This window comes from Pseudomonas putida (assembly GCF_001941965.1).
Taxonomy (GTDB): domain Bacteria; phylum Pseudomonadota; class Gammaproteobacteria; order Pseudomonadales; family Pseudomonadaceae; genus Aquipseudomonas; species Aquipseudomonas putida_L.
In genome coordinates this window covers 185,306-208,443 of sequence record NZ_MKZO01000079.1, presented here as the reverse complement: position 1 = coordinate 208,443, position 23,138 = coordinate 185,306, and the positions used below count along the sequence as shown (strand labels likewise).

Here is a 23,138-nt window from a genome sequence, read left to right as displayed (position 1 = left end):
GTCACAGCTTGGCGGTTGGTGATCACCGGACCGGCACGTATGATTCCCTGCAAATTTCCGCAGATTAGATATCTATGTCCTTGATAGTTCTACTGCTTCTGCCATTCGTCGGGAGCTGTGTGGCCGGTTTGCTGCCGCACAACGCACGCAACTCGGAGTCGCTGCTGGCCGGCATCGTTGCCCTGATCGGCACGGTGCAGGTGGCCATGCTGTATCCGCAGATTGCCGATGGCGGGGTGATCCGCGAGGAGATCCTCTGGCTGCCGAGCATGGGACTCAACATCATCCTGCGCATGGACGGCTTTGCCTGGCTGTTCTCCCTGCTGGTGCTGGGCATCGGTACCCTGGTGTCGCTGTATGCGCGCTACTACATGTCGCCGCAGGACCCGGTCCCGCGCTTCTTCGCCTTCTTCCTGGCCTTCATGGGCGCGATGCTCGGGCTGGTGATCTCCGGCAACCTGATCCAGATCGTGTTCTTCTGGGAACTGACCAGCCTGTTCTCCTTCCTGCTGATCGGCTACTGGCACCATCGCGCCGACGCCCGCCGTGGCGCCTACATGGCGCTGATGGTGACCGGAGCCGGTGGCCTGTGCCTGCTGGCCGGGGTGATCCTGCTCGGCCATGTGGTCGGCAGCTACGACCTGGACAAGGTCCTGGCTGCCGGCGATGTCATCCGTGGCCACGCCCTGTATCCCGTCCTCCTGCCCCTGATCCTGCTCGGCGCGCTGACCAAGAGCGCGCAATTCCCCTTCCACTTCTGGTTGCCCCATGCGATGGCGGCGCCCACTCCGGTCTCGGCCTACCTGCACTCGGCGACCATGGTCAAGGCCGGGGTGTTCCTGCTGGCGCGCTTCTGGCCGGTGCTCTCCGGCACCGAGGAGTGGTTCTGGATCGTCGGCGGCGCCGGCGCCTGCACCCTGCTGCTCGGCGCCTACGCGGCGATGTTCCAGAACGACCTCAAGGGCCTGCTGGCCTACTCCACCATCAGCCACCTGGGCCTGATCACCCTGCTGCTCGGCCTGAACAGCCCGCTGGCCGCCGTGGCGGCGGTGTTCCATATCCTCAACCACGCCACTTTCAAGGCTTCGCTGTTCATGGCGGCGGGGATCATCGACCACGAAAGCGGCACCCGTGATATCCGCAGGCTCAGCGGGCTGTTCCGCCTGATCCCGTTCACCGCGACCCTGGCCATGGTGGCCAGCGCCTCGATGGCCGGCGTGCCGTTGATGAACGGCTTCCTGTCCAAGGAAATGTTCTTCGCCGAAACCGTATTCATCAGTTCCACCGCCTGGGTCGAAGCCACCCTGCCGGTCATCGCTACCTTGGCCGGGACCTTCAGCGTCGCCTATGCCTTGCGCTTCACCGTGGACGTGTTCTTCGGCCCGACCGCCACCGACCTGCCGCACACCCCGCACGAACCGCCACGCTGGATGCGTGCGCCAGTCGAGCTGCTGGTGCTGACCTGCCTGGTGGTGGGCATTTTCCCGGCGCAGTCGGTCGGCCCGCTGCTGGCCGCCGCCGCGCTGCCGGTAGTCGGCGGTGAGCTGCCGGAATACAGCCTGGCGGTCTGGCACGGCTGGAACGCGCCGTTGATCATGAGCCTGATCGCCATGTGCGGCGGCATTCTCCTGTACCTGGCGCTGCGCAAGCAGTTCCAGCACGGTCGCTTCAGCTATCCACCGGTGATCGAGCGCTTCAACGGCAAGCGCCTGTTCGAGCGTGGCCAGGTAATCCTGATGCGCACGGCGCGGACCATCGAGCGAATCTTCACCACCCGCCGTCTGCAGAAGCAGTTGTTCATGCTGGTCCTCGCTGCGCTGGTCGCCGGCATGCTGCCACTGCTGGCCCACGGCCTGAGCTGGGGCAACCGCCCGAAGATCCCGGGCTCCGGGGTGTTCGTGATGCTTTGGGTGATCGCCATTGCCTGCGCCATCGGCGCTGCCTGGCAAGCCAAGTACCACCGTCTCGCGGCACTGATCATGGTCGGCGTCTGCGGCCTGATGACCTGCATCACCTTCGTCTGGTTCTCCGCCCCGGACCTGGCCCTGACCCAACTGGTGGTGGAAGTGGTCACCACGGTGCTGATCCTCCTCGGCCTGCGCTGGCTGCCACGGCGGATCGAAGGTGTCTCGCCGCTGGCCGGCTCCCAGGAGCGGGCGCGTCTGCGCCGCTTGCGCGACCTGGTCCTGGCGGTCGGGGTGGGTGGCGGCATGGCGGTGCTGTCCTACGCCATGCTGACCCGGCCGACACCCAACTTCATCTCGTCCTTCTACCTGAGCCGCGCCCTGCCGGAAGGCGGTGGGACCAACGTGGTCAACGTGATGCTGGTGGACTTCCGCGGCTTCGATACCCTCGGCGAAATCACCGTACTGGTGGCCGTGGCCCTGGCGGTGTTCGCCCTGCTGCGGCGCTTCCGTCCGCCGCGCGAGAGTATCCAGTTGCCGGCCCAGCAGCGCTCGCTGGCGCCGGACATGGTCACCGACCTGGTCAACCCGCGCCATGCCGAGGACACCGCCCTGGGCTTCATGATGGTCCCGGCCGTGCTCGCCCGCCTGGTGCTGCCGATGGCCATGCTGGTGTCGATGTACCTGTTCATGCGCGGTCATAACCAGCCGGGCGGCGGTTTCGTCGCCGGGCTGGTGATGTCGGTGGCCTTCATCCTCCAGTACATGGTTGCCGGGACCCAGTGGGTCGAGGCGCAGATGAGCCTGCGGCCGCTGCGCTGGATGGGCACCGGGCTGCTCTGCGCGACCCTGACCGGGGTCGGCGCGCTGCTCTTCGGTTATCCGTTCCTCACCACCCACACCGCGCACCTGCACTTGCCGCTGCTGGGTGACCTGCATATCGCCAGTGCGCTGTTCTTCGATATCGGCGTGTTCACCGTGGTGGTCGGCTCGACCCTGCTGATCCTCACCGCCCTCGCCCACCAGTCGGTGCGTGCGCACCGCCCACAACCGAAATCCACCACCGCAGAGGGAGCCGCCTGATGGAAGAAGTCATCGCGATCGCCATCGGCGTTCTCGCCGCCTCCGGGGTCTGGCTGATCCTCCGGCCACGGACCTACCAGGTGATCATGGGCCTGTGCCTGCTGTCCTACGGGGTCAACCTGTTCATCTTCAGCATGGGCAGCCTGTTCATCGGCAAGGAGCCGATCATCAAGGACGGCGTGCCCCAGGACCTGCTCAACTACACCGACCCGCTGCCCCAGGCCCTGGTGCTCACCGCCATCGTCATCAGCTTCGCCATGACCGCGCTGTTCCTCGTGGTGCTGCTGGCCTCCCGGGGCTTCACCGGCACCGACCATGTTGACGGACGGGAGCCCCAGGAATGAGCGGGATGCAACAACTGATCGTCGCACCGATCCTCCTGCCGCTGCTGACCGCGGCCCTGCTGCTGTTGCTCGGGGAGAAGCGCCGGCCGCTGAAGGCACGCATCAACCTGCTCTCGACCCTCACCGGGCTGGGCATCGCCATCACCCTGCTGCTGTGGGTCAAGGACCAGGGCCAGGCCACTTCCATCGGGGTCTACCTGCCGGGCAACTGGGCGGCGCCGTTCGGCATCGTCCTGGTGCTCGACCGCCTGTCCGCGCTGATGCTGGTGCTGACCGGCATCGTCGGCACCAGCGCCCTGCTCTTCGCCCTGGCCCGCTGGGACCGCGCCGGCGCCAGCTTCCATGCGCTGTTCCAGATCCAGTTGATGGGCCTGTACGGCGCTTTCCTCACCGGCGACCTGTTCAACCTGTTCGTGTTCTTCGAGGTGTTGCTGGCGGCGTCCTACGGCCTGCTGCTGCACGGCTCGGGCCGCTCGCGGGTCAAGGCCGGCCTGCATTACATCGCCATCAACCTGTTCGCCTCGTCGCTGTTCCTGATTGGCGCGGCCATGCTCTATGGCGTGACCGGCACCCTGAACATGGCCGACCTGGCGATGAAGATTCCGCTGGTGCCCGAGGCCGATCGCGGCCTGCTGCACGCCGGTGCGGCGATCCTGGCCATCGCCTTCCTGGCCAAGGCGGGCATCTGGCCGCTGAATTTCTGGCTGGTCCCGGCCTACTCCTCGGCCAGCGCGCCGGTGGCGGCGCTGTTCGCGATCATGACCAAGGTCGGTTTCTATACCGTGCTGCGCCTGTGGACCTTGCTGTTCTCCGGGCAGGCCGGGGCCTCGGCATTCTTCGGCGGGCAGTGGCTGGTGTACGGCGGACTCGCCACGCTGGCCTGCGCGGCGGTGTCGATCCTCGCCGCCCAGCGCCTGGAGCGCATGGCCAGCCTGAGCATCCTGGTCTCCGCCGGGACCCTGCTGGCGGCCATCGGCTTCGGCCAGACGCCGCTGACCTCGGCGGCGCTGTTCTACATGGTCAGCTCGACCCTGGCCCTGTGTGCGCTGTTCCTCCTCGCCGAACTGATCGAGCGTTCGCGTTCGGCCAACGAGCTGCCGCTGGACGAGGATGCCGACGCGCTGCCCTCGCCGCTGGAATCACTGCAGCCGCCCAAGGGCATCAACCTCGATGACGAACAGAAGGCCGTGGTCGGGCAGATCATTCCCTGGACCATGGCCTTCCTCGGTTTCAGCTTCATCGCCTGCGCCCTGCTGATCATCGGCATGCCGCCGCTGTCGGGCTTCGTCGGCAAGTTCAGCCTGATCACCGCGCTGTTCAATCCGCTGGGCATGGGCGTGCCCGCCGAAGCGCCGTTGTCGGCCAGCGGCTGGGCCCTGCTGGCGCTGCTGGTGCTTTCCGGTATGGCCTCGCTGATCGCCCTGGTACGCCTGGGGGTGCAGCGCTTCTGGAAACCCGAGGAGCGCCCGTCACCACTGCTGCGGATGTATGAATGCGTGCCGATCGTGGCCCTGCTCAGTCTCTGCGTGGTCCTCAGCCTGTGGGCCGAGCCGCTGATGCGCTACACCCAGGACACCGCCGCCAGCCTCAAGGACCCGGGCGTCTACATCGAAGCGGTGCTGGGCACCCGGCCGATTCCCGGCCCGACCACCCTGGAAAGCGCGCAGGTGCAACCATGAAGCGACTATTGCCAGCGCCGTTGCTCTCCCTGGCCCTGTTCGTCCTGTGGCTGGTGCTCAACCTGTCGATCAGCCCGGGCAATATCATCCTCGGCCTGCTGCTGGGCATTCTCGCGCCATTGCTGATGCAGCCCCTGCGCCCGCTGAGTGCGCATATCCGCAACCCGAAGGCGGTGATCCGCCTGATCCTGCGGGTCGGCCTGGATGTGCTGGTGTCCAACCTGGAGGTATTCCGCAGTGTCTGGCGCATGGGCCGCAAGCCGCCGCGCTCGCGCTTCGTGCACATTCCCCTGGACCTGCGCGACGCCCACGGCCTGGCCGCGCTGTCGATGATCACCACGGTGATCCCCGGCACGGTGTGGTCGGAACTGGCCCTGGATCGCAGCGTGCTGTTGCTGCATGTGTTCGACCTGGACGACGAAGCGAGCTTCATCGAGCACTTCAAGCACACCTATGAACGCCCGTTGATGGAGATCTTCGAATGACCGGCCTGCTCGCCAACGCGATTGTCGCCAGCCTGTTCATCTTCACCATCGCCATGGCCCTGACCCTGGTCCGCGTGTTCCGCGGACCCTCGGCCCAGGACCGGGTGCTGGCCCTGGACTACCTGTACATGCTGGGGATGCTGATGATGCTGGTGCTGGGCATCCGCTACGCCAGCGACACCTATTTCGAGGGCGCGCTGCTGATCGCCCTGTTCGGCTTCGTCGGCTCGTTCGCCCTGGCCAAGTTCCTTCTGCGCGGCGAGGTGATCGAATGACCGCTCCGGTATTGCCGTTCTGGCTGGAAATCGTCGTCGCGGCGCTGATCCTGACCAGCAGCCTGTTCGCCCTCACCGGGGCCATCGGCATCCTGCGCCTGAAGGACTTTTTCCAGCGCATGCACCCGCCGGCCCTGGCCTCGACCCTCGGCGCCTGGTGCGTGGCGCTGGCCTCGATCCTGTACTTCTCGGGCTTGAAGGAAACACCGGTGCTGCATGCCTGGCTGATTCCGATCCTGCTGTCGATCACCGTGCCGGTGACCACCCTGCTGCTGGCCCGCACCGCGCTGTTCCGCAAGCGCATGGCTGGCGATGACGTGCCGGGCGAGGTCAGCAGTCGCGAGCAGGACTGAACAGCGTCATTGCCCTTCGCTCAGGCGTTGCAGCTCGCGCCTGACCATGGCCGCGTATTCCGCGGGTTCGAGCTGATAGAGCTGCCCGGCGACCCAGGCCAGCCACTGCCCCTGCAATTCGTCACGTCGCGCCAGCCACTGCCGCGCCTGTTCTTCGGCGCGGGCCTGGTGGCGTTCATGGAATTCGCGGCGACCGCTCACTCGCTGGCCTTAAAGGTCAGCTCGCCCTTGCGCCATTTCGCGACCTTGGCCGTGGCGGCCTTGAGGGTCTTGGACAGGCCTTCGCTGATGCGCTCTTGCGCGGCGAACACCATCATCACCGCGCGACCTTCACGAAACACGATGCCTTCGCCTTCCGGGGTGCTGACGAAGGCGTACTCGCCCAGGCCGTAGATGGTCTGCTTGATGTCGCGGAAACGGATTTCGAACTTGCCCCCTTCACGGCTCGGCAGGACGGCCGCACGGAAGTGGTCGCCGACTTTCAATTCCAGGCGCTGCTTGTCATCCACCACCAGCACATCCGCCGTCTCGACTTCAGCCATGTAAAGACCGTCGGGGCTTTGCTCGGTGATGTACACGAACGGCGCCTGGAACTGCTTGACCAGTTTGCCGCGAAGATCGCCCAGCACGAACAGGGCGTGCATATCCAGATTGCTGACTGCCAAATGAAAATTCCTCAAAACGGGATCACACTGACGCCCGTGACGAAAATGTCCCACGGGCATGCCGTACTTCGTTAAATCGAAGTGCGAAAGACTAATGAGTTGGAACCAATAAGTAGCGGCCCGGAGGCGTCACGCCGTGTAGGAAAGAGCACTTTCCCATGCCAGAGAATGGCTAATTAGCGAACGTCAGACCGACATTGCGCGGTGAAAATTCCCTGTTTCACCGCTCCCTCGCGGCGCGAGGCGATCAGTGAAGGATAGCCTCGTTGCGTCGGGAAGCAGATGGCTCACCGCACAGGGGTGGGAATATGCACGAAAACACGGAAACCCGTCGAGGGTTTTTGAGCTTCAAGCTTTAAGCTTCAAGCTATAAGAAAAAGCAGTCAGCGTCGCTTCGGGTTTGGAGCTTCCACTCTCCAGATAGGAAAAAGAGCCACCAGCAGCGCCGCGGCTCTTCTCTTGCAGCTTGAAGCTTAAAGCTTGAAGCCCGGCCTCCTAGATCATCTTCTCCGGCCGATACCCCAACCGCAGCCCACCCCAATGCCGCCCGTCCACCTTGATCGGCACCGACAGGTCATGCATCAGCTCTCCAGTGTCGCGGGTATAGGTCTGCAGCAGCACCCGCTGCTGATGGCTGCCGCAGCGGATACCGGTGCGGTCGTCGAACTTGCGCTTGCTACGGTTGTGCGCGGTATCCGTGGCTTCGTCGCCGGTCAAGGCCTGGTTGAAGGCGTTGTTGTGGGTCGGCACATAGCCCTGCTGGGTGCAGGCGATCACATAGATCAGCCCTTCATGCTCACGCAGCAGCGGCTCCTGGATACCCGGCAGCACCTGGTCGGTGTAGTGGTCGAAACGGGTACGGTAGCGCGCCGGACGGGTGCCCGGCAGCAACTGGTACTGACGGTCGAAGAGGTCGTCATGGCTGATCCGCCCGTCGCGGATGTCGGCTTCGAAGCGCTCGGCAATCTGTTGCGCGCCCAGCAGGGCCAGGTCGAAGATGCGCTGGTGATACTCGTCCAGGCCGACCTCGGCCAGGCGCTCGCTGATGTTCTCCGCCTGCCCTTCCATCTGCACCGCCGCCTGGGCCAGGCGCTGGGTCTGCTGGTCGCTGATGGCCAGGTCGCCACGCATCTGCTCCACCGCCTGGAACAGGCTGTCGAGCTGGGTCCGGGTGGTTTCGGTACCGCCGGCGATCTCGGTGATCTGCTGCTCTACCTCCGCCGCGAGCCCGGCGATGCTGTCCAGTTGCTCGCCGGTGTGCTCGACCTGGCCGACACCGCTGTGCAGGTCATCCGAGAGCGTACGAATCTGCTCCACCACCTGGGCGGTACGCTGCTGGATGTCGGCAACCATCACACCGACTTCCTCGGTAGCGCTGGCAGTCCGCCCGGCCAGACCCCGCACCTCGTCGGCGACCACCGCGAAACCACGCCCGTGCTCGCCGGCCCGGGCCGCTTCGATAGCGGCATTGAGCGCCAGCAGGTTGGTCTGGCTGGCGATGGCCTGGATCACCAGGGTGACCCGGGCGATGTCCTCGCTGCGCTGGTGCAGCGCCTCGATGAGCTCGCGGCTTTGATTGGCCCGGGAGCTGAGCTGGTGCATGAGCTGGATCGAGTCGGCCAGCACCGAACGGCCGGCCGCGCTGCTTTCGTGGGCCTGCTGGGCAGCGACCAGAGCCTCGCGGCTGAGCTGGGAGGTGACTTTCTCGGTGCCGATCATGACTTCGGCGCTGGTGACGATCTGCGCCGCCGAGGACAACTGGGATTGCAGCTTGTCCGCCAGTTGCTTGACCGAATAGGCCACACCGGCGGCCGACAGGGCGTTATGGCTGGTGACCTGGGCCAGGTCGCGGGTCAGTTCGGTCAGCGGGTCGTGCACCGCCACCGGCTCAGGCCGTGGCCGGCTCAACACATGGGGCAGCCACAGCACCAGCAGCGCCAGCGGCAGGCAGAACCAGAACGACAGGCCGGCAAAGGCCATGGCCGCCAGCAGCACCACCAGCACCAGGCTCTGCAGCACCACGCCGGACCAGGCGCGGGCGACCCTGGGCGACGGGTCCGCGTGTGCCAGCCCGGCTGGCAGAGATCCTTCTCGCATCATGACTGTGGCTCCCCGTTGTTATTGTTGCGTCATTAAACGCCACTACAACGCCATTAGCCATGCTTCCTTCGGCGTAAGCCGTTCCAGCCTTGATACAGGACAACAGTGAGCCGTTTTTCGCGCGCGCGAAAACGAAAGCCCCGGGCACAGGGCCCGGGGCTTTCGTGTTGCAGCAGTCGATCAGACCTGGCGCAGATGCTTGTCCAGCTGCTCGTGACGCTCCTGCGCTTCGATGCAGTACTTGGTGGTCGGGCTGATCAGCAGACGCTTGAGGCCGATCGGCTCGCCGCTGTCGTCGCACCAGCCGAAGCTGTCGTCGGCGATACGGCCCAGGGCCATTTCCAGTTGCGGCAGCAGACGCTGGTCACGCTCGATGGCGTTGACCAGCCAGTGGCGCTCTTCTTCGACCGAGGCGGCATCGGCAGGATCGGCAGGCGAGTCCAGGCTTTCGATGGTTACACGGCTCTGCTCGATGCGCTCTTGGGTTTCCACCTTCATCTGCTTGAGCAGATCGGAGAAGAAAGCCTGTTGCTCGGCGTTCATGTAGTCATCGGCCGGCATGGCCAGCAACTTTTCCTTTGTCATTGATATCTCTAATAAAAATGTACGTGCATTTAGACGAATCGAGTGCCGCGGCGAACCGGTCGCCAGCAGCGGAATTCTTCAAGCACCAGCCGGTACTCAATTTACGGGGGGCGGCAGTCTAAGGCCGAGCCTCGGGACGGGCAACAGAAATGACTGCGGTTTTGTCCGAAAAGCCCCTTATCCCCGGCAAGCATGGTGCGAGGGCAGCGTTTATAGCAAAAAACCATTGCGGGCGTGAAGCACGGCAACGCCCGCTCATCCGAGCAATTGACTGAGCACCGCGCGCAACTTGCCCGGTTTTACCGGCTTGTTGAGCAAGGGCGCACCCAGGCGCTGCATGGCCCGGCGGCTCTGGTCACTGCGGTCGGCGGTGATCATCACCGCCGGAATGGCCACGCCGAAATGCTTGCGCAGGTCGCGCACCACTTCACATCCGGTTACACCATGGTCGAGGTGGAAGTCCGCCAGGACCAGCTCCGGCGCCCTGCCCTGCAGAACCTGGAGCGCCGCGTCACGGTCGGTGGCGGTCAGCACTTCGCAGCCCCACTGGCCGAGCAGAGCGGCCATGCTGTCGAGAATCGCCGTCTCGTTGTCCAGTACCAACAGGCGCCGACCCGGCAACGGATCGCCCAGGGCCGGCAGCGGCACCCCGGGTGCGACCACCGGACGCGGCGCCTCCCGTGACAGCGGTACATCGATGCTGAACACCGAGCCGCGCCCCGGCCAGGAACGCACGCGCACCTGGCATTCGAGAATCCGCGCGATCCGTTCGACGATCGCCAGCCCCAGGCCAACGCCCTTGCGATCGGCGGCGCGGCCGACATCCAGCTGATTGAATTCGAGAAAGATCGATTCCAGCCGGTCGGCGGCGATGCCCCGGCCGCTGTCCCAGACTTCCAGGCGCAGCATCTGCCCGCGCCGCCGCGCACCGAGCAGGATGCCGCCGCGCTCGGTGTAGCGGCAGGCGTTGCTGATGAAGTTGCGCAGGATCCGCGTCAGCAGGCGGATGTCGCTGCGAATCATCAACGCGCCGCTGCGCACCCGCAGGTTCAGCCCGGCCGCCTCGGCCACCGGCTGGAACTCCGAAGCCAGCGGGCCGAGCAGTTCGTCGAGGTGATAAAGGTCGAGGTCCGGCTTGATTGCCGCCTGGTCGAGGCGAGAGATATCCAGCAGATCGGTGAGCAGGTCCTCGGCGCCCTCCAGCGCCTGGTGCGCCCGCTCCACCAGCAACTGCTCGGCGACCGGCAGGCTGCGCTCGCGCAGGGTCGAGATCAGCAGGCGCGCGGCGTTCAGCGGTTGCAGCAGGTCATGACTGGCGGCGGCCAGGTACTTGTCCTTGCTGCGGTTGGCGGCCTGGGCCGCGTCGCGGGCCTCGATCAGCTGGTTGGTGCGTTCGGCGACGCGCTGCTCCAGCTCGTCGTTCATCTGTTGCAGGCGTTCCTGGCTGAGCTTGCGCTCGGTGATATCGGCGACAAAGCCTTCCACCACGCCCTCCTCGTCCGGACGCAGCAGCAGGTTCATCAGCACATCGATGGCCGTGCCGTCCTTGCGCTGCAATTGGGTCTCGTAGCCGAGCAAGGCGCGCTCGCGCTGCAGTTCCTCGGCGATGCTCATCAACTCGGCTTCGCCACCGATGAACAGGTGCCCGGCCAGGTCGGTGCGGGCCAGCAGCAACTGCTGCGGATCGGCATAACCGAGCATCCGCGCCATGGCCGGGTTGGCGGCGCGCAGGCCGTCTTCCAGGCTGGCCTGGAAAATCCCGTGCACCGCATGCTCGAACAGCCAGGTGTAGCGGTTGCGCTCGGTTTCCAGCTCGTCCAGGCGTGCCGCCAGCTCCGGATAGTGACTCTTGCGCACCGTGTGGTTGCTCAGCCCGAGCAGCCCGGCCAGGGCGTCGTTGCCCGGGTCAGAGGGCCTCGCCATAGACCACCTCGACATCACGCTGGCTCGAGGCACGGGGGTTGGTGAGGATGCACGGGTCGTCCATGGCATGTTGCGAAAGGAACGGGATATCGCTGCCGCTGACCCCGTGCAGGCCAAGGGTCTCGTGGAAGCCCACGGCATGCTTGAAGGCGATCAGGTGCTCGACCAGGCGCTGGCGGATCTGGTTGTGGTTGAGCCCGCGGCAATCGATGCCAAAGGTCTCGGCGATCACCTTGAAGCGCTCCGGCGCGGCACTGTAGTTGAACGCCACCACATGCTCGACCAGCACCGCATTGCACAGGCCGTGGGGCAGGTCGAGGAAGCCGCCGAGGCTGTGGGACATGGCATGCACCGCACCCAGGATCGCATTGGAGAAGGCCAGCCCGGCCTGCATGCTGCCGAGCATGATCGACTCGCGCAGGGCGATATTCGACGGATTGGCGATCATCTGCACCAGATTGCCATTGATCAGGCGCATGGCTTCCAGGGCATGGGTATCGGTCAGCGGGCCGTGGCCGGTGGACACGAACGCCTCGATGGCGTGCACCAGCGCATCGATGCCGGTACAGGCGGAGAGGAACGGGTCCATGCTCAGGGTGGTTTCCGGGTCGATCAGCGACACATCGGGCACCACCGCCTTGCTGACGATGGAGAACTTCATCCGTTCCTGCTGGTTGGAAATGATCACGAACTGCGAGACATCCGCCGAGGTGCCGGCGGTGGTCGGGATCAGGATCAGCGGCGGGCTCGGCACGCGGATGGTGTCGACCCCTTCGAATTCGAGGATATGCCGGCCATGGGCGACCACGATGCCGATGCCCTTGGCGCAATCCATCGGGCTGCCGCCGCCGACGGCGACGATCACATCGCACTGCTCGGCCCGATAGCGCTCGGCACCGTCCATCACCTCTTCGACCCGCGGGTTGGGCGAGACCTGGCTGTACAGCACGTAGTCGATGCCCTGGGCTTGCAGGCTGGCTTCCACGTCGGCGACCCAGCCGGCGGCGATGACGCCGGGGTCACTGACCAGCAGGACCTTGCGTGCACCGAAGGTACGGGCGTAGTTGGCGACGTGATGGCGGCAGCCGGCACCAAAGATGATTTCGGGGGAGACGAACTTGCGCAACTGGCTCAGATTCGGGCTCATGCAACGCCTTCTTGTTGTTTTAAGTTAGCGCCAGCCTAAAGCAAACAGGGGGTAAGGCAAAGGCGGCGCCAGCCGTCGGAACAACCGGCCGGCGCCAGGAGGATCAACGGTTGGCGAAGTACATGGTCACTTCGAAACCGATACGCAGATCAGTGAACGCAGGCTTTTTCCACATAGGTCCATCCTCTTCTGGCACCGCAGGTTGGCGGTGCGTTAGTGATACACCGTTTCCGGTGCGGGTCGAATACTACTTTGGCAGCGTTTTCCAGCGTCATCCGGGCAATCAGAAGAAGCCCAGCGGGTTGATGTCGTAGCTGACCAGCAGGTTCTTGGTCTGCTGGTAGTGGTCGAGCATCATCTTGTGGGTCTCGCGACCGACACCGGATTTCTTGTAGCCACCGAACGCGGCATGGGCCGGGTACAGGTGGTAGCAGTTGGTCCACACGCGGCCGGCCTTGATCCCGCGGCCCATGCGGTAGGCGCGGTTGATGTCGCGGGTCCACACGCCGGCCCCCAGGCCGAACTCGGTGTCGTTGGCGATGGCCAGGGCTTCGGCTTCGTCCTTGAAGGTGGTGACGCCGACCACCGGGCCGAAGATCTCTTCCTGGAACACGCGCATGCCGTTGTGGCCCTTGAGCAGGGTCGGCTGGATGTAATAGCCGCTGGACAGGTCGCCGGCCAGTTGCTCGGCGTTGCCCCCGGTGAGGATCTCGGCGCCTTCGTCGCGGGCGATCTGCAGGTAGGAAAGGATCTTGTCGTATTGCTGCTCGGACGCCTGGGCGCCGACCATGGTTTCGGTGTCCAGCGGGTTGCCGCGCTTGATCTGCCGGACCTTCTTCAGCACCTCCTGCATGAACTGCGGGTAGATGGATTCCTGGACCAGGGCGCGGGACGGGCAGGTGCACACTTCGCCCTGGTTGAAGAAGGCCAGGACCAGGCCTTCGGCAGCCTTCTCGATGAACGACGGCTCGGCCTGCATGATGTCTTCGAAAAAGATGTTCGGCGACTTGCCGCCCAGCTCCACGGTGGACGGAATGATGTTCTCCGCGGCGCATTTCATGATGTGCGAGCCCACCGGGGTCGAGCCGGTGAAGGCGATCTTGGCGATGCGCTTGCTGGTGGCCAGGGCCTCGCCGGCTTCCCGGCCGAAGCCCTGGACGATGTTCAGCACGCCTGGCGGCAGCAGGTCGCCGACCAGCTCGATGAACACGGTGATCGACAGCGGAGTCTGCTCGGCCGGCTTGAGCACGATGCAGTTGCCGGCGGCCAGGGCCGGGGCGAGTTTCCAGGCGGCCATCAGCAGCGGGAAGTTCCACGGGATGATCTGCCCGACCACGCCCAGCGGCTCGTGGAAGTGATAGGCGGCGGTGTTGTCGTTGATCTCGGCGGCGCTGCCTTCCTGGGCGCGGATGCAGCCGGCGAAGTAGCGGAAATGGTCGGCGGCGAGCGGCACGTCGGCGTTGAGGGTTTCGCGGATCGCCTTGCCGTTGTCCCAGGTCTCGGCCAGGGCCAGCACTTCGAGGTTCTGTTCGATGCGGTCGGCGATCTTCAGCAGGATGTTGGAGCGGTCCTGGACCGAGGTGCGGCCCCAGGCGTCGGCGGCGGCATGGGCGGCGTCCAGGGCCTTGTCGACGTCCTGGGCGTTGGAGCGGGGGAATTCGGCGATGGGCTGGCCGTTGACCGGCGAGGTGTTGCTGAAGTACTGGCCGCTCAGCGGCTGGACGAACTCGCCGCCGATGTAGTTGCCGTAGCGCGGTTTGAAGGAAACGATGGCATCCGGGCTGCCGGGAGCTGCGTAGATCATGGTTCAGGGCCTCTGCTGAGCGGCGCCCGCCGTGGTTGACGGGCAGTGACTGGATCTTAGTCAGCCGCGGCGAGGCAACGAATCAGCCCTTGGCAGGGATGGGCTAGTTATTTGGTCGTAGGAAAAGAAGGCGCGACGCGGTCCCTGTGGGAGCGCGTCGCGCCAGCACTACAGGCTCAGGAACAGCTTCTGCGCACTGGTCTTGTCGATCCGGCTGCGATACACCTCGATGATCGCCTGGTTGCTCGCCGACGCCACCACCTGCGGCCCCCGGTCATAACGCTGCTCGCGGGTCTTCAGGTGCGCGGCGGTGAAGTCGGCGACCTGGGCATCGGCACTGGCATAGTGGAAATGCGCGTACCACAGCGGCGCGCCGTCCTTGTCGCTGATCACGAACTCCTGCAGGTAGTCCTGGGGCAAGCCCTTGCGCCTGGCCAGCGCGACCCGCTCGCCCTCCCGGGCAATGCCGATTTCCTTCTGTTCCAGCAACCAGGCCACCTGCCCCACCGTCGGCGCCTGCTTCTTGAGGATCTCGATCCGCAAGCGCCGGCCCTCGTCACGCATCAGTTGCGCCTTGGCGGTCAGCGCCGCCGACTGGCGGGCCGCATCGACCCCGTCGACCGAGTCATCGGTGGCGTTTTCCCGGGTCAGCGCTTCCTGGATTTGCTGGACCAGTGCATCCAGGGGCCGGGCTTCCTGGATCAGGATGTCCTCGATATCGGCCCCCACCGTGGCCGTCTTCGCCTGGCTGCGGACCTTGGCAATCCTGCGCTCGGCATTGTTCAGCAACGGCGTCGAACGCTTGATCAGCGTGGCCAGGCTGGCCGGGGTCGGCGCCAGCGCGTCGCCGCGGGCTTCGCTGACCGGCTGCCAGACCCCAGGCTCGGACGTTTCCTCGTAGCGGTCCAGTTCACTGTTGTCGATGGGATCGACCACCACCACGGATTCCGGACGACCGCCCTCGGCCTTGCGCCGCGAGCCGACCACCACGCCGCGGTTGCGGGTGCGGATCAGCACCTGCTTGCGCTTGCCCGGCGTCGGCCGGGGCGCCGCATCGCTGCGCCCCGGCAGCAGTTGCAGGCGCGCGGCCAGTTCCTCCTGGGCCTCGCGGTGCAGGTTTTCCAGGCTGTCGATGAACACCTGGAGCAGGTCCGTGCCACCCGGGCCACGCGGCATGGCCTGGTACAGCCGCGCGGTATCGAGGGCACGGCGAAGGCGACTGACCACGCTGTCGAGCACTTCCACTTCCTCGGCCTCGCTGAAGGAGCCCTTCACATCCAAGGCATCACGCATGCTCAGGCCGGTCCGCGCCGCCAGCAACGCACGGTAGAGCACCTTGTAATCGCTGCTCTTCTCGATATCGAGAATGGTCGCGGCGCGCAGGCTCAGGTCCACCGACCGCCAGGCCAGCAGGCTCGGCTCGGTGGTCAGCAGCTCGAGGGTCTTGTCCGCCAGTGGCGGCCCGCCGGGGAGGATGTCACGCAATTGCTTGCGCATATCGGCGATCACCGCATGGCAGGCGATGATGCCATCGACTTCTTCCTGGGACTTGCGGCACGCCTCCATCATGCGCTGGAGCTTGGCCACATGTTCCGGCGATTGCTCTTCCTGGGGCGAACTGGCCGGGCGCATCTCGCGCATGATCGCGTGGTTGTCGCTGAACCGGGCGTGCAGGACATAGGCCAGTTGCGCCTGGGTACCGGCGCGGTCATAGAGGTTGCGCGCGTGCATGCGCTTGAACTCGGGATGGGGCTTGAGCTGCTGCAACTGGCACAGGTTGTCGTCGAAGGCCACCAGCACGGCGTCCAGTTGCCCGAGGTGCTCGTGATAGGTCTGCAGGTGCTCCTTGGTCGGATACTGCTGGCGCGCCGCTTCGTCCAGGTCCGCCTGGACCTGCTCCGACAGGCTGACCCGTTGCCCGAGCAGGCGTTCGTGGCTGGCCTCCAACTGGACAACGCGCAGGCGGTTGCTCTCGCGCAGTTGCGCAATACGCCGGTTGGCCGGCATGCCGCCGCGCAGGCGCAGGCCGAAATCCAGACGCCAGTGGCCACCGGCATCGCTGCGCACCCAGGGCCCGAGCTTGCCAGCGGCATCGATCAGGCGCGGGCCATCGTCGGTGAAGGACACGGGGTAGATCACCCCATCGATCAGCCCCAGCCACTGTTTCTGGTATTGGTACAGCCCGTAATAAAGCCCCGGCCCCATCGGCGTGCCGAGTTCATCCACGCTGATCTCACTGCGAAAACCGCCCAGGGCCTCGCGCTGGGCCACGGTGAGGTCGGTGCTGCCCCAGCCGAAGCGCGACCAGCGGGGCGCTTGCGGCAGGTCGGTCTTGCTCGGTTCGATGCGCACCGCCTCGCTGTCGCCTTCCGGCGTTGCCGTGCTGTCCCGGGGCAGGCTGGGTTCGCTTTCCGGCAGCAGCAACAGGGCCAGGCTCAGCAGCAATTGCTGCAGGTCACCGGGCTGGCCGGCACCCTTGTCCTCGGCCAGCACTGCGCGCAAGCTGGAAAACAGCGGCAGCATCCAGGCCGCCTTGACCAGCGGGCCATTGAAGAACGGGAGGATGGTGTTGAGCATCAGCCAGCCCAGTTCCTGGTAACCCAGCCAGCGGCTCTCGCTGGTGGACAGGGTTTCCCGTCGGGCCCGGGCGATCAGCTCCTGGGCACAGGACTGGTACAGCTGTTCCGGCACATTGCCTTGCAGCGTCGCCTCGCCCAGCTTGGCCAGCGCCGGGACGCTGATCATGGAGAATTCGTCGCCGGGGAAGAAACGCACGATATGCGGCTCGGCGAAGCCGCCATGGGCGTAGATCGACTGGCGCGCCGCCGGCAGGCGCTCGAGGATGTCGTCCTGCAAGGCTCCCGGGGCGCACAGGGCCTTGAAGAATGCCGCGCGGCTGGCGTACTCGTGCAGCGGCTCGCGGTGCAAGGGGCGATACAGCAGGCAGGGGCCCTCGCCGATCGTCGGTGCTTCGATCAACCAGGCGTTGCCGGCGACATCCGGCGCGGCACCGGAACGGGCGATGAACGCCAGCGGCCGCAGGGCCACCGCCACCCCGGACTGCAGTTCCGGGCGAAACAGGCTGTCCACCCGCAACACGCTCTGTGCACTGAAGGACGCCGGGGCGCGCAGGCGGGTTTCCAGGGCCAGCAACGGCATCTGCTCGCAGATCTGCTGGATGAAGCGCTGCTGGCGCGGGCCGCGCTCAGTGGCATCGTCCAGCAGCATGCGCTGCAGCAACGCCGGATAGTGAGCGCCCACGTCCAGGCGCGTAACCAGGGCCTTGAGGTAGTCCACCGTCAGCCAGTCCGGCAACTGCGCACCGCTGAGGCTGCGCAGGCTCACGGTGCCGGCCTGCAGCACCGCCAGGTTGGCCAGGGCGAATTGCATCGGCGTCAGGCGCACGATCTTCTCCTCACCCTGGGGCACCACGCTGCCGCCGCTGCCACCCGCGACGCCGGTCACCTGCCTGTTGATCAGTTCCAGGTCGTCCAGGTCCGGCAACGGGTCATGGGGATGGTCGCTGCGCATGGCACTGTGCAGTTGCTGCCGGGCGAAGTCGAAGGCATCGGGCACGCCATCGAGGAAAGACCGCGCCTCGCCCTCCCGCTGCAACTGCGCCATGCGCATCAGGCGACCGGCGTAATCACGACGCTGCTCCTCGCTGGCCTTGCTCAGCCAGTCCGGCAACTGCAGCCGGAAGCGCTGGCGCATCTCGCGCTGGTTGGCCTGGCAAATGCCCAGCAGCGCGCTGGCCTCGTCCAGGCGCAGTTGCAGGCTCTGGCCGGCGCTCATCCCCGGCAACAGCGGCAGGCGCGCCAGGGCCGCGACCAGGTCCTGCTGCTGCTCGCGCAACAGCATGGCCTGGGAAACGAACACCGAACCCGGCGCGGTGTACTGGTGCAAGACCTGCGGTCCGTTTCTGTCCGGGCAACGATTGACCAGTGACCCGCGCAGGGCCGTGCGCGATTCGAAGCGATAGATCGCCCCGCTCAGGCTGAAGACCAGGGCCATCTTGCGTTGCAACTGGCCCACCTCGCGTTCCAGCAGGATCGCGCTGGCCAGCTCCGGATCCAGACCCTGCTCGACGCACAGGGCCTGGGCCAGCAGGCTGACCTTGACCTCGACCAGGTTATGCAGCAGCGCCCGGTCCTGGGCCCGCGGGAAGTTGATGATGGTCCGCGCGGTCGCCGCTTCCAGGCTGTCCAGGCCACCGTTGCGGAACAGTTCGTCGACCACTTCGCGGCATTGCTGCTGCAGATGACCGGCCATCCACAACAGCGGGCTGCCCTCGCCGTCGCGGCTGAAGTTCCAGTACTCGTACAGCGCCTGCTGGTAGGTGGACAGCAGGTAGCGCGCGCTTTCGTTGATCAGCGCCTGGATATCGGCCACCGTGACCTTGCTGCGGAACGGGGTCTCCGCGCCCTTGTAGAAGCTCAGGTAATCGCTGTCGGCGTCGAGGCTGAGCCCGTCGCCGCTGCAGAAGCATTCGATCAGCACGTCGGCCAGGTCCTCGACATGCTGCTGGCCCCGGGCATCGGTGCGGTACAGCAGGAGCGCCGAGGGGTCAGGCTCGCTGAGGCCACGCAGGTAGGATTGCTCGAAGATCAGGCACCAGGCCACGTCACGCAATGAGGGACGCCGGGCGAAACGCTGGGCGATGGGGCCGCAAAGGGGAGAGTTCAGGGCCAGTTGGCCGAGAGGTGAAGGGGTTGGGGTCATGTGTGCGCTTCCTTGAAATGATGGAAGCGAGATTTCAATCCCCGCAGGTCAGAGGCTGGCGGTACATCTTTCTCAAGAGCGTCACGAAACCCTGTTGGAGCTGGTTTACCTGCGATGGACCGCGAAGCTGTCCATCGCAGGTAAACCAGCTCCAACAGGGACCGCGGTGGGTCGGCTGTCAACGGTCCTTGAACTGCGCCTCACGCTTGGCAATGAACGCCGCCATGCCTTCCTTCTGGTCTTCGGTAGCGAACGCCGCGTGGAACACCCGGCGCTCGAAGCGCACACCTTCCGAGAGGCTGACTTCGAACGCGCGGTTCACCGATTCCTTGACCATCATCGACACCGGCACCGACTTGCTGGCGATCACCGCCGCTACCTTCAGCGCTTCATCGAGCAGCTCGGCCTGGGGCACGATCCGCGCCACCACGCCGGCACGCTCGGCTTCCTCGGCGCCCATCAAACGGCCGGTCAGGCACAGTTCCATGGCCTTGGCCTTGCCCACCGCACGGGTCAGGCGCTGGGTGCCGCCCATGCCCGGCAATACGCCGAGGTTGATCTCGGGCTGGCCAAACTTGGCGTTGTCCGCCGCAAGGATGAAGTCGCACATCAGCGCCAGCTCGCAACCGCCACCCAGGGCAAAACCGGACACCGCGGCGATGATCGGCTTGCGCCGGTTGGCCACGCGGTCACTGTCGCTGAACAGGTCGTCGATATAGATCTGCGGGTAGCTCAGCTCGGCCATTTCCTTGATGTCCGCGCCAGCCGCAAAGGCCTTGGCCGAACCGGTGAGGACGATGCAGCCGATATTGATATCGGCCTCATAGGCGTCCAGCGCCTGGTTCAGTTCGCCGATGATCTGGCGGTTCAGGGCGTTCAGCGCCTGGGGCCGGTTCAGGGTGATCAGGCCGACCTTGCCACGGGTTTCGACGAGGATGGTTTCGAATGTCATGAGCTGCTCCCTTCAAAGATTGCGCGCAATCACCATGCGCTGAATGTCGCTGGTGCCTTCGTAGATCTGGCAGACCCGCACATCGCGGTAGATCCGCTCCAGCGGAAAGTCGCTCAGATAGCCATATCCGCCGAGGGTCTGCAAGGCATCCGAACAGACCTTTTCGGCCATTTCCGAGGCGAAAAGCTTGGCCATGGACGCCTCGACCAAGGCAGGCCGGCCGGCATCACGCAGGGCCGCCGCGTGATGGACCATCTGCCGCGCCACGGCAATCCGGGTGGCCATGTCGGCCAGGCGGAACGCCACGGCCTGGTGCTCGATCAACGGCTTGCCGAAGCTCTCGCGCTCGCGGGCATAGTCCCGGGCCACCTCGAACGCGGCACGGGCCATGCCCACCGATTGCGCAGCGATGCCGATGCGCCCGCCTTCCAGATTGGCCAGGGCGATCTTGTAACCCTCGCCCTCCTCGCCCAGGCGGTTGGCCAGCGGCACGCGCACCTCATCGAAGACGATCTGGCAGGTGTCCGAAGCGTGCTGGCCAAGCTTGTCCTCAACCCGCGCCACCTGGTAGCCAGGACTGTCGGTGGGCACCAGGAAGGCGGTGATACCGCGCTTGCCCGCCGCCGGGTCGGTGACGGCAAACACGATCACCAGCCCGGCATTGCTGCCGGAGGTGATGAACTGCTTGCAGCCGTTGAGCACATAGTGCTCGCCGTCGCGGCGGGCGCGGGTCTTCAGGCTGCTGGCGTCGGAGCCCGCCTGGGGTTCGGTGAGGGCGAAGGCACCGAGCATGGCGCCCGACGCCAGCGGGGTGAGGAACTGCTCCTTCTGCTGCTCGTTGCCGAACTTGAGGATCGGCACGCAGCCCACCGAGTTGTGCACGCTCATGATGGTGGAACAGGCGCCGTCACCGGCGGCCACTTCCTCCAGGGCCATGGCATAGGCCAGGTAGCCGGTGTCGCAACCGCCCCACTGCTCCGGCACCAGCATGCCGAAGAAGCCCATGTCGGCCATCTCGGCCATGGCCTCCCTGGGGAAGCGATGCTCGCGGCTCCAGGCCTCGGCGAACGGCCGCAGGCGCTCCTGGGCGAACTGCCGGGCGGCATCGGCGATCTGTTGTTGCTCGTCGTTAACCAGCATGCTGCACCTCAGTCCAGAATTTCGACAGCCATGGCCGTGGCCTCGCCACCGCCAATGCAGATCGCCGCCACGCCACGGCGCAGCTTCTTCTGGCGCAGGGCGGACAGCAGGGTGACCAGGATCCGCGCGCCAGACGCGCCGATCGGGTGGCCGAGGGCGCAGGCACCACCGTGGACGTTGACCTTGTCGTGGGGCAGTTCCAGCGCTTTCATGGCCGCCAGGGTGACGACGGCAAAGGCTTCGTTGATCTCGAACAGATCGACCTCGCCGAGGCTCCAGCCGGTACGCTCCAGCAGTTGCTTGATGGCACCGATCGGCGCGGTGGGGAACAGCGCCGGGGTATCGGCGAAGGCCGCGTGACCGTGGATCACAGCCAGTGGCTTGAGGCCCTGCTGCTCGGCACGGGAGCGGCGCATCAGCACCAGCGCCGCGGCGCCATCGGATATCGAGCTGGAGTTGGCGGCGGTCACCGTGCCGCCGTCGCGGAAGGCCGGCTTGAGCTGCGGGATCTTGTCCAGGCGTGCCTTGGGCGGTTGCTCGTCGTCGCGGACCAGCACCTTGTCCTTGCCGACCATCACCTCGACCGGAACGATCTCGGCGGCGAAGCTGCCGTCCTTGATCGCCTGCTGGGCGCGGGTCAGGGAAGCGATGGCGAAGTCGTCCTGGGCCTGGCGGCTGAAGTCGTTGGCCTGGGCGCAGTCCTCGGCGAAGGTGCCCATCAGGCGGCCCTTGTCGTAGGCGTCTTCAAGACCGTCGAAGAACATGTGGTCAATGATCTTTCCATGCCCCATGCGGTAGCCGCTACGGGCCTTGTCCAGCAGGTACGGGGCGTTGGACATGCTTTCCATGCCGCCCGCGACGACCACCTCGGCACTGCCGGCCAGCAGCAGGTCATGGGCCATGATCGCCGCCTGCATGCCGGAGCCGCACATCTTGTTCAGGGTCGTGCAGGTGGTGCCTTTGTCCAGGCCGGCGCCCAGTGCTGCCTGGCGCGCCGGCGCCTGGCCGAGGCCGGCAGGCAGCACGCAACCGAACAGCACCTGCTCGACACTGCCGGGCTGGATGCCAGCGCGCTCGACGGCAGCGCGGATCGCCGCAGCGCCCAGTTGTGGCGCGGTCAGGCTCTTGAGGTCGCCCTGCAGGCCGCCCATCGGGGTGCGCACGGCGCTGACGATAACGATCGGATCGTGGTTCATGGTCGTCTCCTTATTTCGCAGCCATGCGCAGCGCGCCGTCGAGACGGATGGTCTCGCCGTTGAGCATGCTGTTCTCGATGATGTGGCGGGCCAGCGCGGCGTATTCGCTCGGGCGGCCCAGGCGTGGCGGGAACGGCACTCCGGCGGACAGCGAAGCGCGGACCTCCTCGGTCATGCCGGCCATCATCGGGGTTTCGAAAATGCCCGGGGCGATGGTCATCACGCGGATGCCGAAGCGCGCCAGTTCACGGGCGGCGGGCAGGGTCAGGCTGGCAATCGCGCCCTTGGACGCGGCATAGGCGGCCTGGCCGATCTGGCCGTCGAAGGCGGCGATGGACGCGGTATTGATGATCACCCCGCGCTCGCCCTCCTCCGAGGCCGCCCCTTCGGCCATTGCCGCAGCCGCCAGGCGCAGCATGTTGAAGCTGCCGATCAGGTTGACGTTGATCACCCGGGCGAAGCTGTCCAGGCCGTGGGGACCGTTACGCCCCAGGACTTTCTCGGCGCCGACGATCCCGGCGCAGTTGACCAGGCCGTGCAGGCTGCCGAAGGCGGCGACGGCCGCGTCCACTGCGGCCTTGGCCGCTGCTTCCTGGCTGATATCGGCGACGGCATGGCGGGCCTGCTCGCCGAGGCTGGCGGCCTTGGCCGCGACGGCCTCGGCATTGAGATCCACCAGCATCACCCGGGCACCGGCCTGGATGAGCATTTCTGCGGTGGCGGCACCCAGCCCGGAGGCTGCGCCGGTGACGATGAAGTTGTGATTGGCGATGTGCATGCT

Annotated in this window: 19 protein-coding genes; 6 read left to right on the top strand and 13 right to left on the bottom strand. The window is 65.8% G+C overall.

Going from position 1 to position 23,138, the window contains the following annotated elements:
• The first annotated feature begins 74 nt into the window (after positions 1 to 74).
• From PSEMO_RS32155 to PSEMO_RS32130, 6 genes are read left to right on the top strand one after another with little or no spacing between them, the layout of a single operon-like run.
• Positions 75 to 2,987, top strand: a complete 2,913-nt coding sequence (locus PSEMO_RS32155) for a monovalent cation/H+ antiporter subunit A (protein WP_075806886.1) — start codon at positions 75 to 77, stop codon at positions 2,985 to 2,987.
• Positions 2,987 to 3,331 carry a Na+/H+ antiporter subunit C gene (locus tag PSEMO_RS32150; protein WP_042128349.1) on the top strand — a complete coding sequence of 115 codons (345 nt, stop codon included), beginning with the start codon at positions 2,987 to 2,989 and terminating at the stop codon, positions 3,329 to 3,331. The genes PSEMO_RS32155 and PSEMO_RS32150 overlap by 1 nt, the downstream gene beginning before the upstream one ends.
• Positions 3,328 to 5,010 carry a monovalent cation/H+ antiporter subunit D gene (locus PSEMO_RS32145; RefSeq protein WP_075806885.1) on the top strand — a complete coding sequence of 561 codons (1,683 nt, stop codon included), beginning with the start codon at positions 3,328 to 3,330 and terminating at the stop codon, positions 5,008 to 5,010. Before PSEMO_RS32150 ends, PSEMO_RS32145 begins: the two co-directional genes overlap by 4 nt.
• Positions 5,007 to 5,495, top strand: a complete 489-nt coding sequence (locus tag PSEMO_RS32140; protein WP_075806884.1) for a Na+/H+ antiporter subunit E — start codon at positions 5,007 to 5,009, stop codon at positions 5,493 to 5,495. The genes PSEMO_RS32145 and PSEMO_RS32140 overlap by 4 nt, the downstream gene beginning before the upstream one ends.
• Positions 5,492 to 5,770 (top strand): K+/H+ antiporter subunit F, encoded by a 279-nt coding sequence (locus tag PSEMO_RS32135; protein ID WP_075806883.1) that lies wholly within the window; start codon positions 5,492 to 5,494, stop codon positions 5,768 to 5,770. The genes PSEMO_RS32140 and PSEMO_RS32135 overlap by 4 nt, the downstream gene beginning before the upstream one ends.
• Positions 5,767 to 6,123 carry a Na+/H+ antiporter subunit G gene (locus PSEMO_RS32130; RefSeq protein ID WP_075806882.1) on the top strand — a complete coding sequence of 119 codons (357 nt, stop codon included), beginning with the start codon at positions 5,767 to 5,769 and terminating at the stop codon, positions 6,121 to 6,123. The genes PSEMO_RS32135 and PSEMO_RS32130 overlap by 4 nt, the downstream gene beginning before the upstream one ends.
• 6 nt (positions 6,124 to 6,129) lie before the next feature.
• On the opposite strand, the gene PSEMO_RS32125 is transcribed toward PSEMO_RS32130, so the two are convergent.
• The 13 genes from PSEMO_RS32125 to PSEMO_RS32065 form a co-directional block, all read right to left on the bottom strand.
• Positions 6,130 to 6,324: a hypothetical protein gene (locus PSEMO_RS32125; protein WP_075806881.1), complete on the bottom strand. Its 195-nt coding sequence runs from the start codon at positions 6,322 to 6,324 to the stop codon at positions 6,130 to 6,132.
• Complete coding sequence (locus PSEMO_RS32120; RefSeq protein ID WP_075806880.1) at positions 6,321 to 6,788, bottom strand: hypothetical protein; 468 nt, start codon at positions 6,786 to 6,788, stop codon at positions 6,321 to 6,323. Before PSEMO_RS32120 ends, PSEMO_RS32125 begins: the two co-directional genes overlap by 4 nt.
• Positions 6,789 to 7,283: 495 nt before the next feature.
• On the bottom strand, positions 7,284 to 8,507 hold the full coding sequence (locus tag PSEMO_RS32115; protein ID WP_372239157.1) for a methyl-accepting chemotaxis protein: 1,224 nt from the start codon (positions 8,505 to 8,507) through the stop codon (positions 7,284 to 7,286).
• A gap of 561 nt (positions 8,508 to 9,068) precedes the next feature.
• Entirely contained in the window at positions 9,069 to 9,473 is a 405-nt protein-coding gene (locus PSEMO_RS32110) for a TraR/DksA family transcriptional regulator (protein WP_075806878.1), read from the bottom strand.
• 255 nt (positions 9,474 to 9,728) lie between these two features.
• The gene (locus tag PSEMO_RS32105) at positions 9,729 to 11,396 is read right to left on the bottom strand and encodes a PAS domain-containing hybrid sensor histidine kinase/response regulator (RefSeq protein WP_075806877.1); all 1,668 of its coding nucleotides are present in this window, start codon (positions 11,394 to 11,396) and stop codon (positions 9,729 to 9,731) included.
• Entirely contained in the window at positions 11,380 to 12,543 is a 1,164-nt protein-coding gene (ercA, locus tag PSEMO_RS32100; protein WP_075806876.1) for an alcohol dehydrogenase-like regulatory protein ErcA, read from the bottom strand. Before ercA ends, PSEMO_RS32105 begins: the two co-directional genes overlap by 17 nt.
• 103 nt (positions 12,544 to 12,646) lie before the next feature.
• A complete protein-coding gene (gene pqqA / locus PSEMO_RS32095) occupies positions 12,647 to 12,718 on the bottom strand; it encodes a pyrroloquinoline quinone precursor peptide PqqA (RefSeq protein WP_009394664.1) in 72 nt (23 codons plus the stop codon).
• 108 nt (positions 12,719 to 12,826) lie between these two features.
• Entirely contained in the window at positions 12,827 to 14,347 is a 1,521-nt protein-coding gene (exaC, locus tag PSEMO_RS32090; protein WP_075806875.1) for an acetaldehyde dehydrogenase ExaC, read from the bottom strand.
• A 168-nt stretch (positions 14,348 to 14,515) separates the two neighbouring features.
• Entirely contained in the window at positions 14,516 to 19,069 is a 4,554-nt protein-coding gene (locus PSEMO_RS32085) for a dermonecrotic toxin domain-containing protein (protein ID WP_144443664.1), read from the bottom strand.
• A gap of 178 nt (positions 19,070 to 19,247) precedes the next feature.
• On the bottom strand, positions 19,248 to 20,021 hold the full coding sequence (locus tag PSEMO_RS32080) for an enoyl-CoA hydratase (protein WP_075806873.1): 774 nt from the start codon (positions 20,019 to 20,021) through the stop codon (positions 19,248 to 19,250).
• Between the two features lie 12 nt (positions 20,022 to 20,033).
• A complete protein-coding gene (locus PSEMO_RS32075) occupies positions 20,034 to 21,161 on the bottom strand; it encodes an acyl-CoA dehydrogenase (RefSeq protein ID WP_075806872.1) in 1,128 nt (375 codons plus the stop codon).
• An 8-nt stretch (positions 21,162 to 21,169) separates the two neighbouring features.
• A complete protein-coding gene (locus PSEMO_RS32070; RefSeq protein ID WP_075806871.1) occupies positions 21,170 to 22,357 on the bottom strand; it encodes an acetyl-CoA C-acyltransferase in 1,188 nt (395 codons plus the stop codon).
• Between the two features lie 10 nt (positions 22,358 to 22,367).
• Positions 22,368 to 23,135: an SDR family NAD(P)-dependent oxidoreductase gene (locus tag PSEMO_RS32065; protein ID WP_075806870.1), complete on the bottom strand. Its 768-nt coding sequence runs from the start codon at positions 23,133 to 23,135 to the stop codon at positions 22,368 to 22,370.
• Positions 23,136 to 23,138 lie beyond the last annotated feature (3 nt).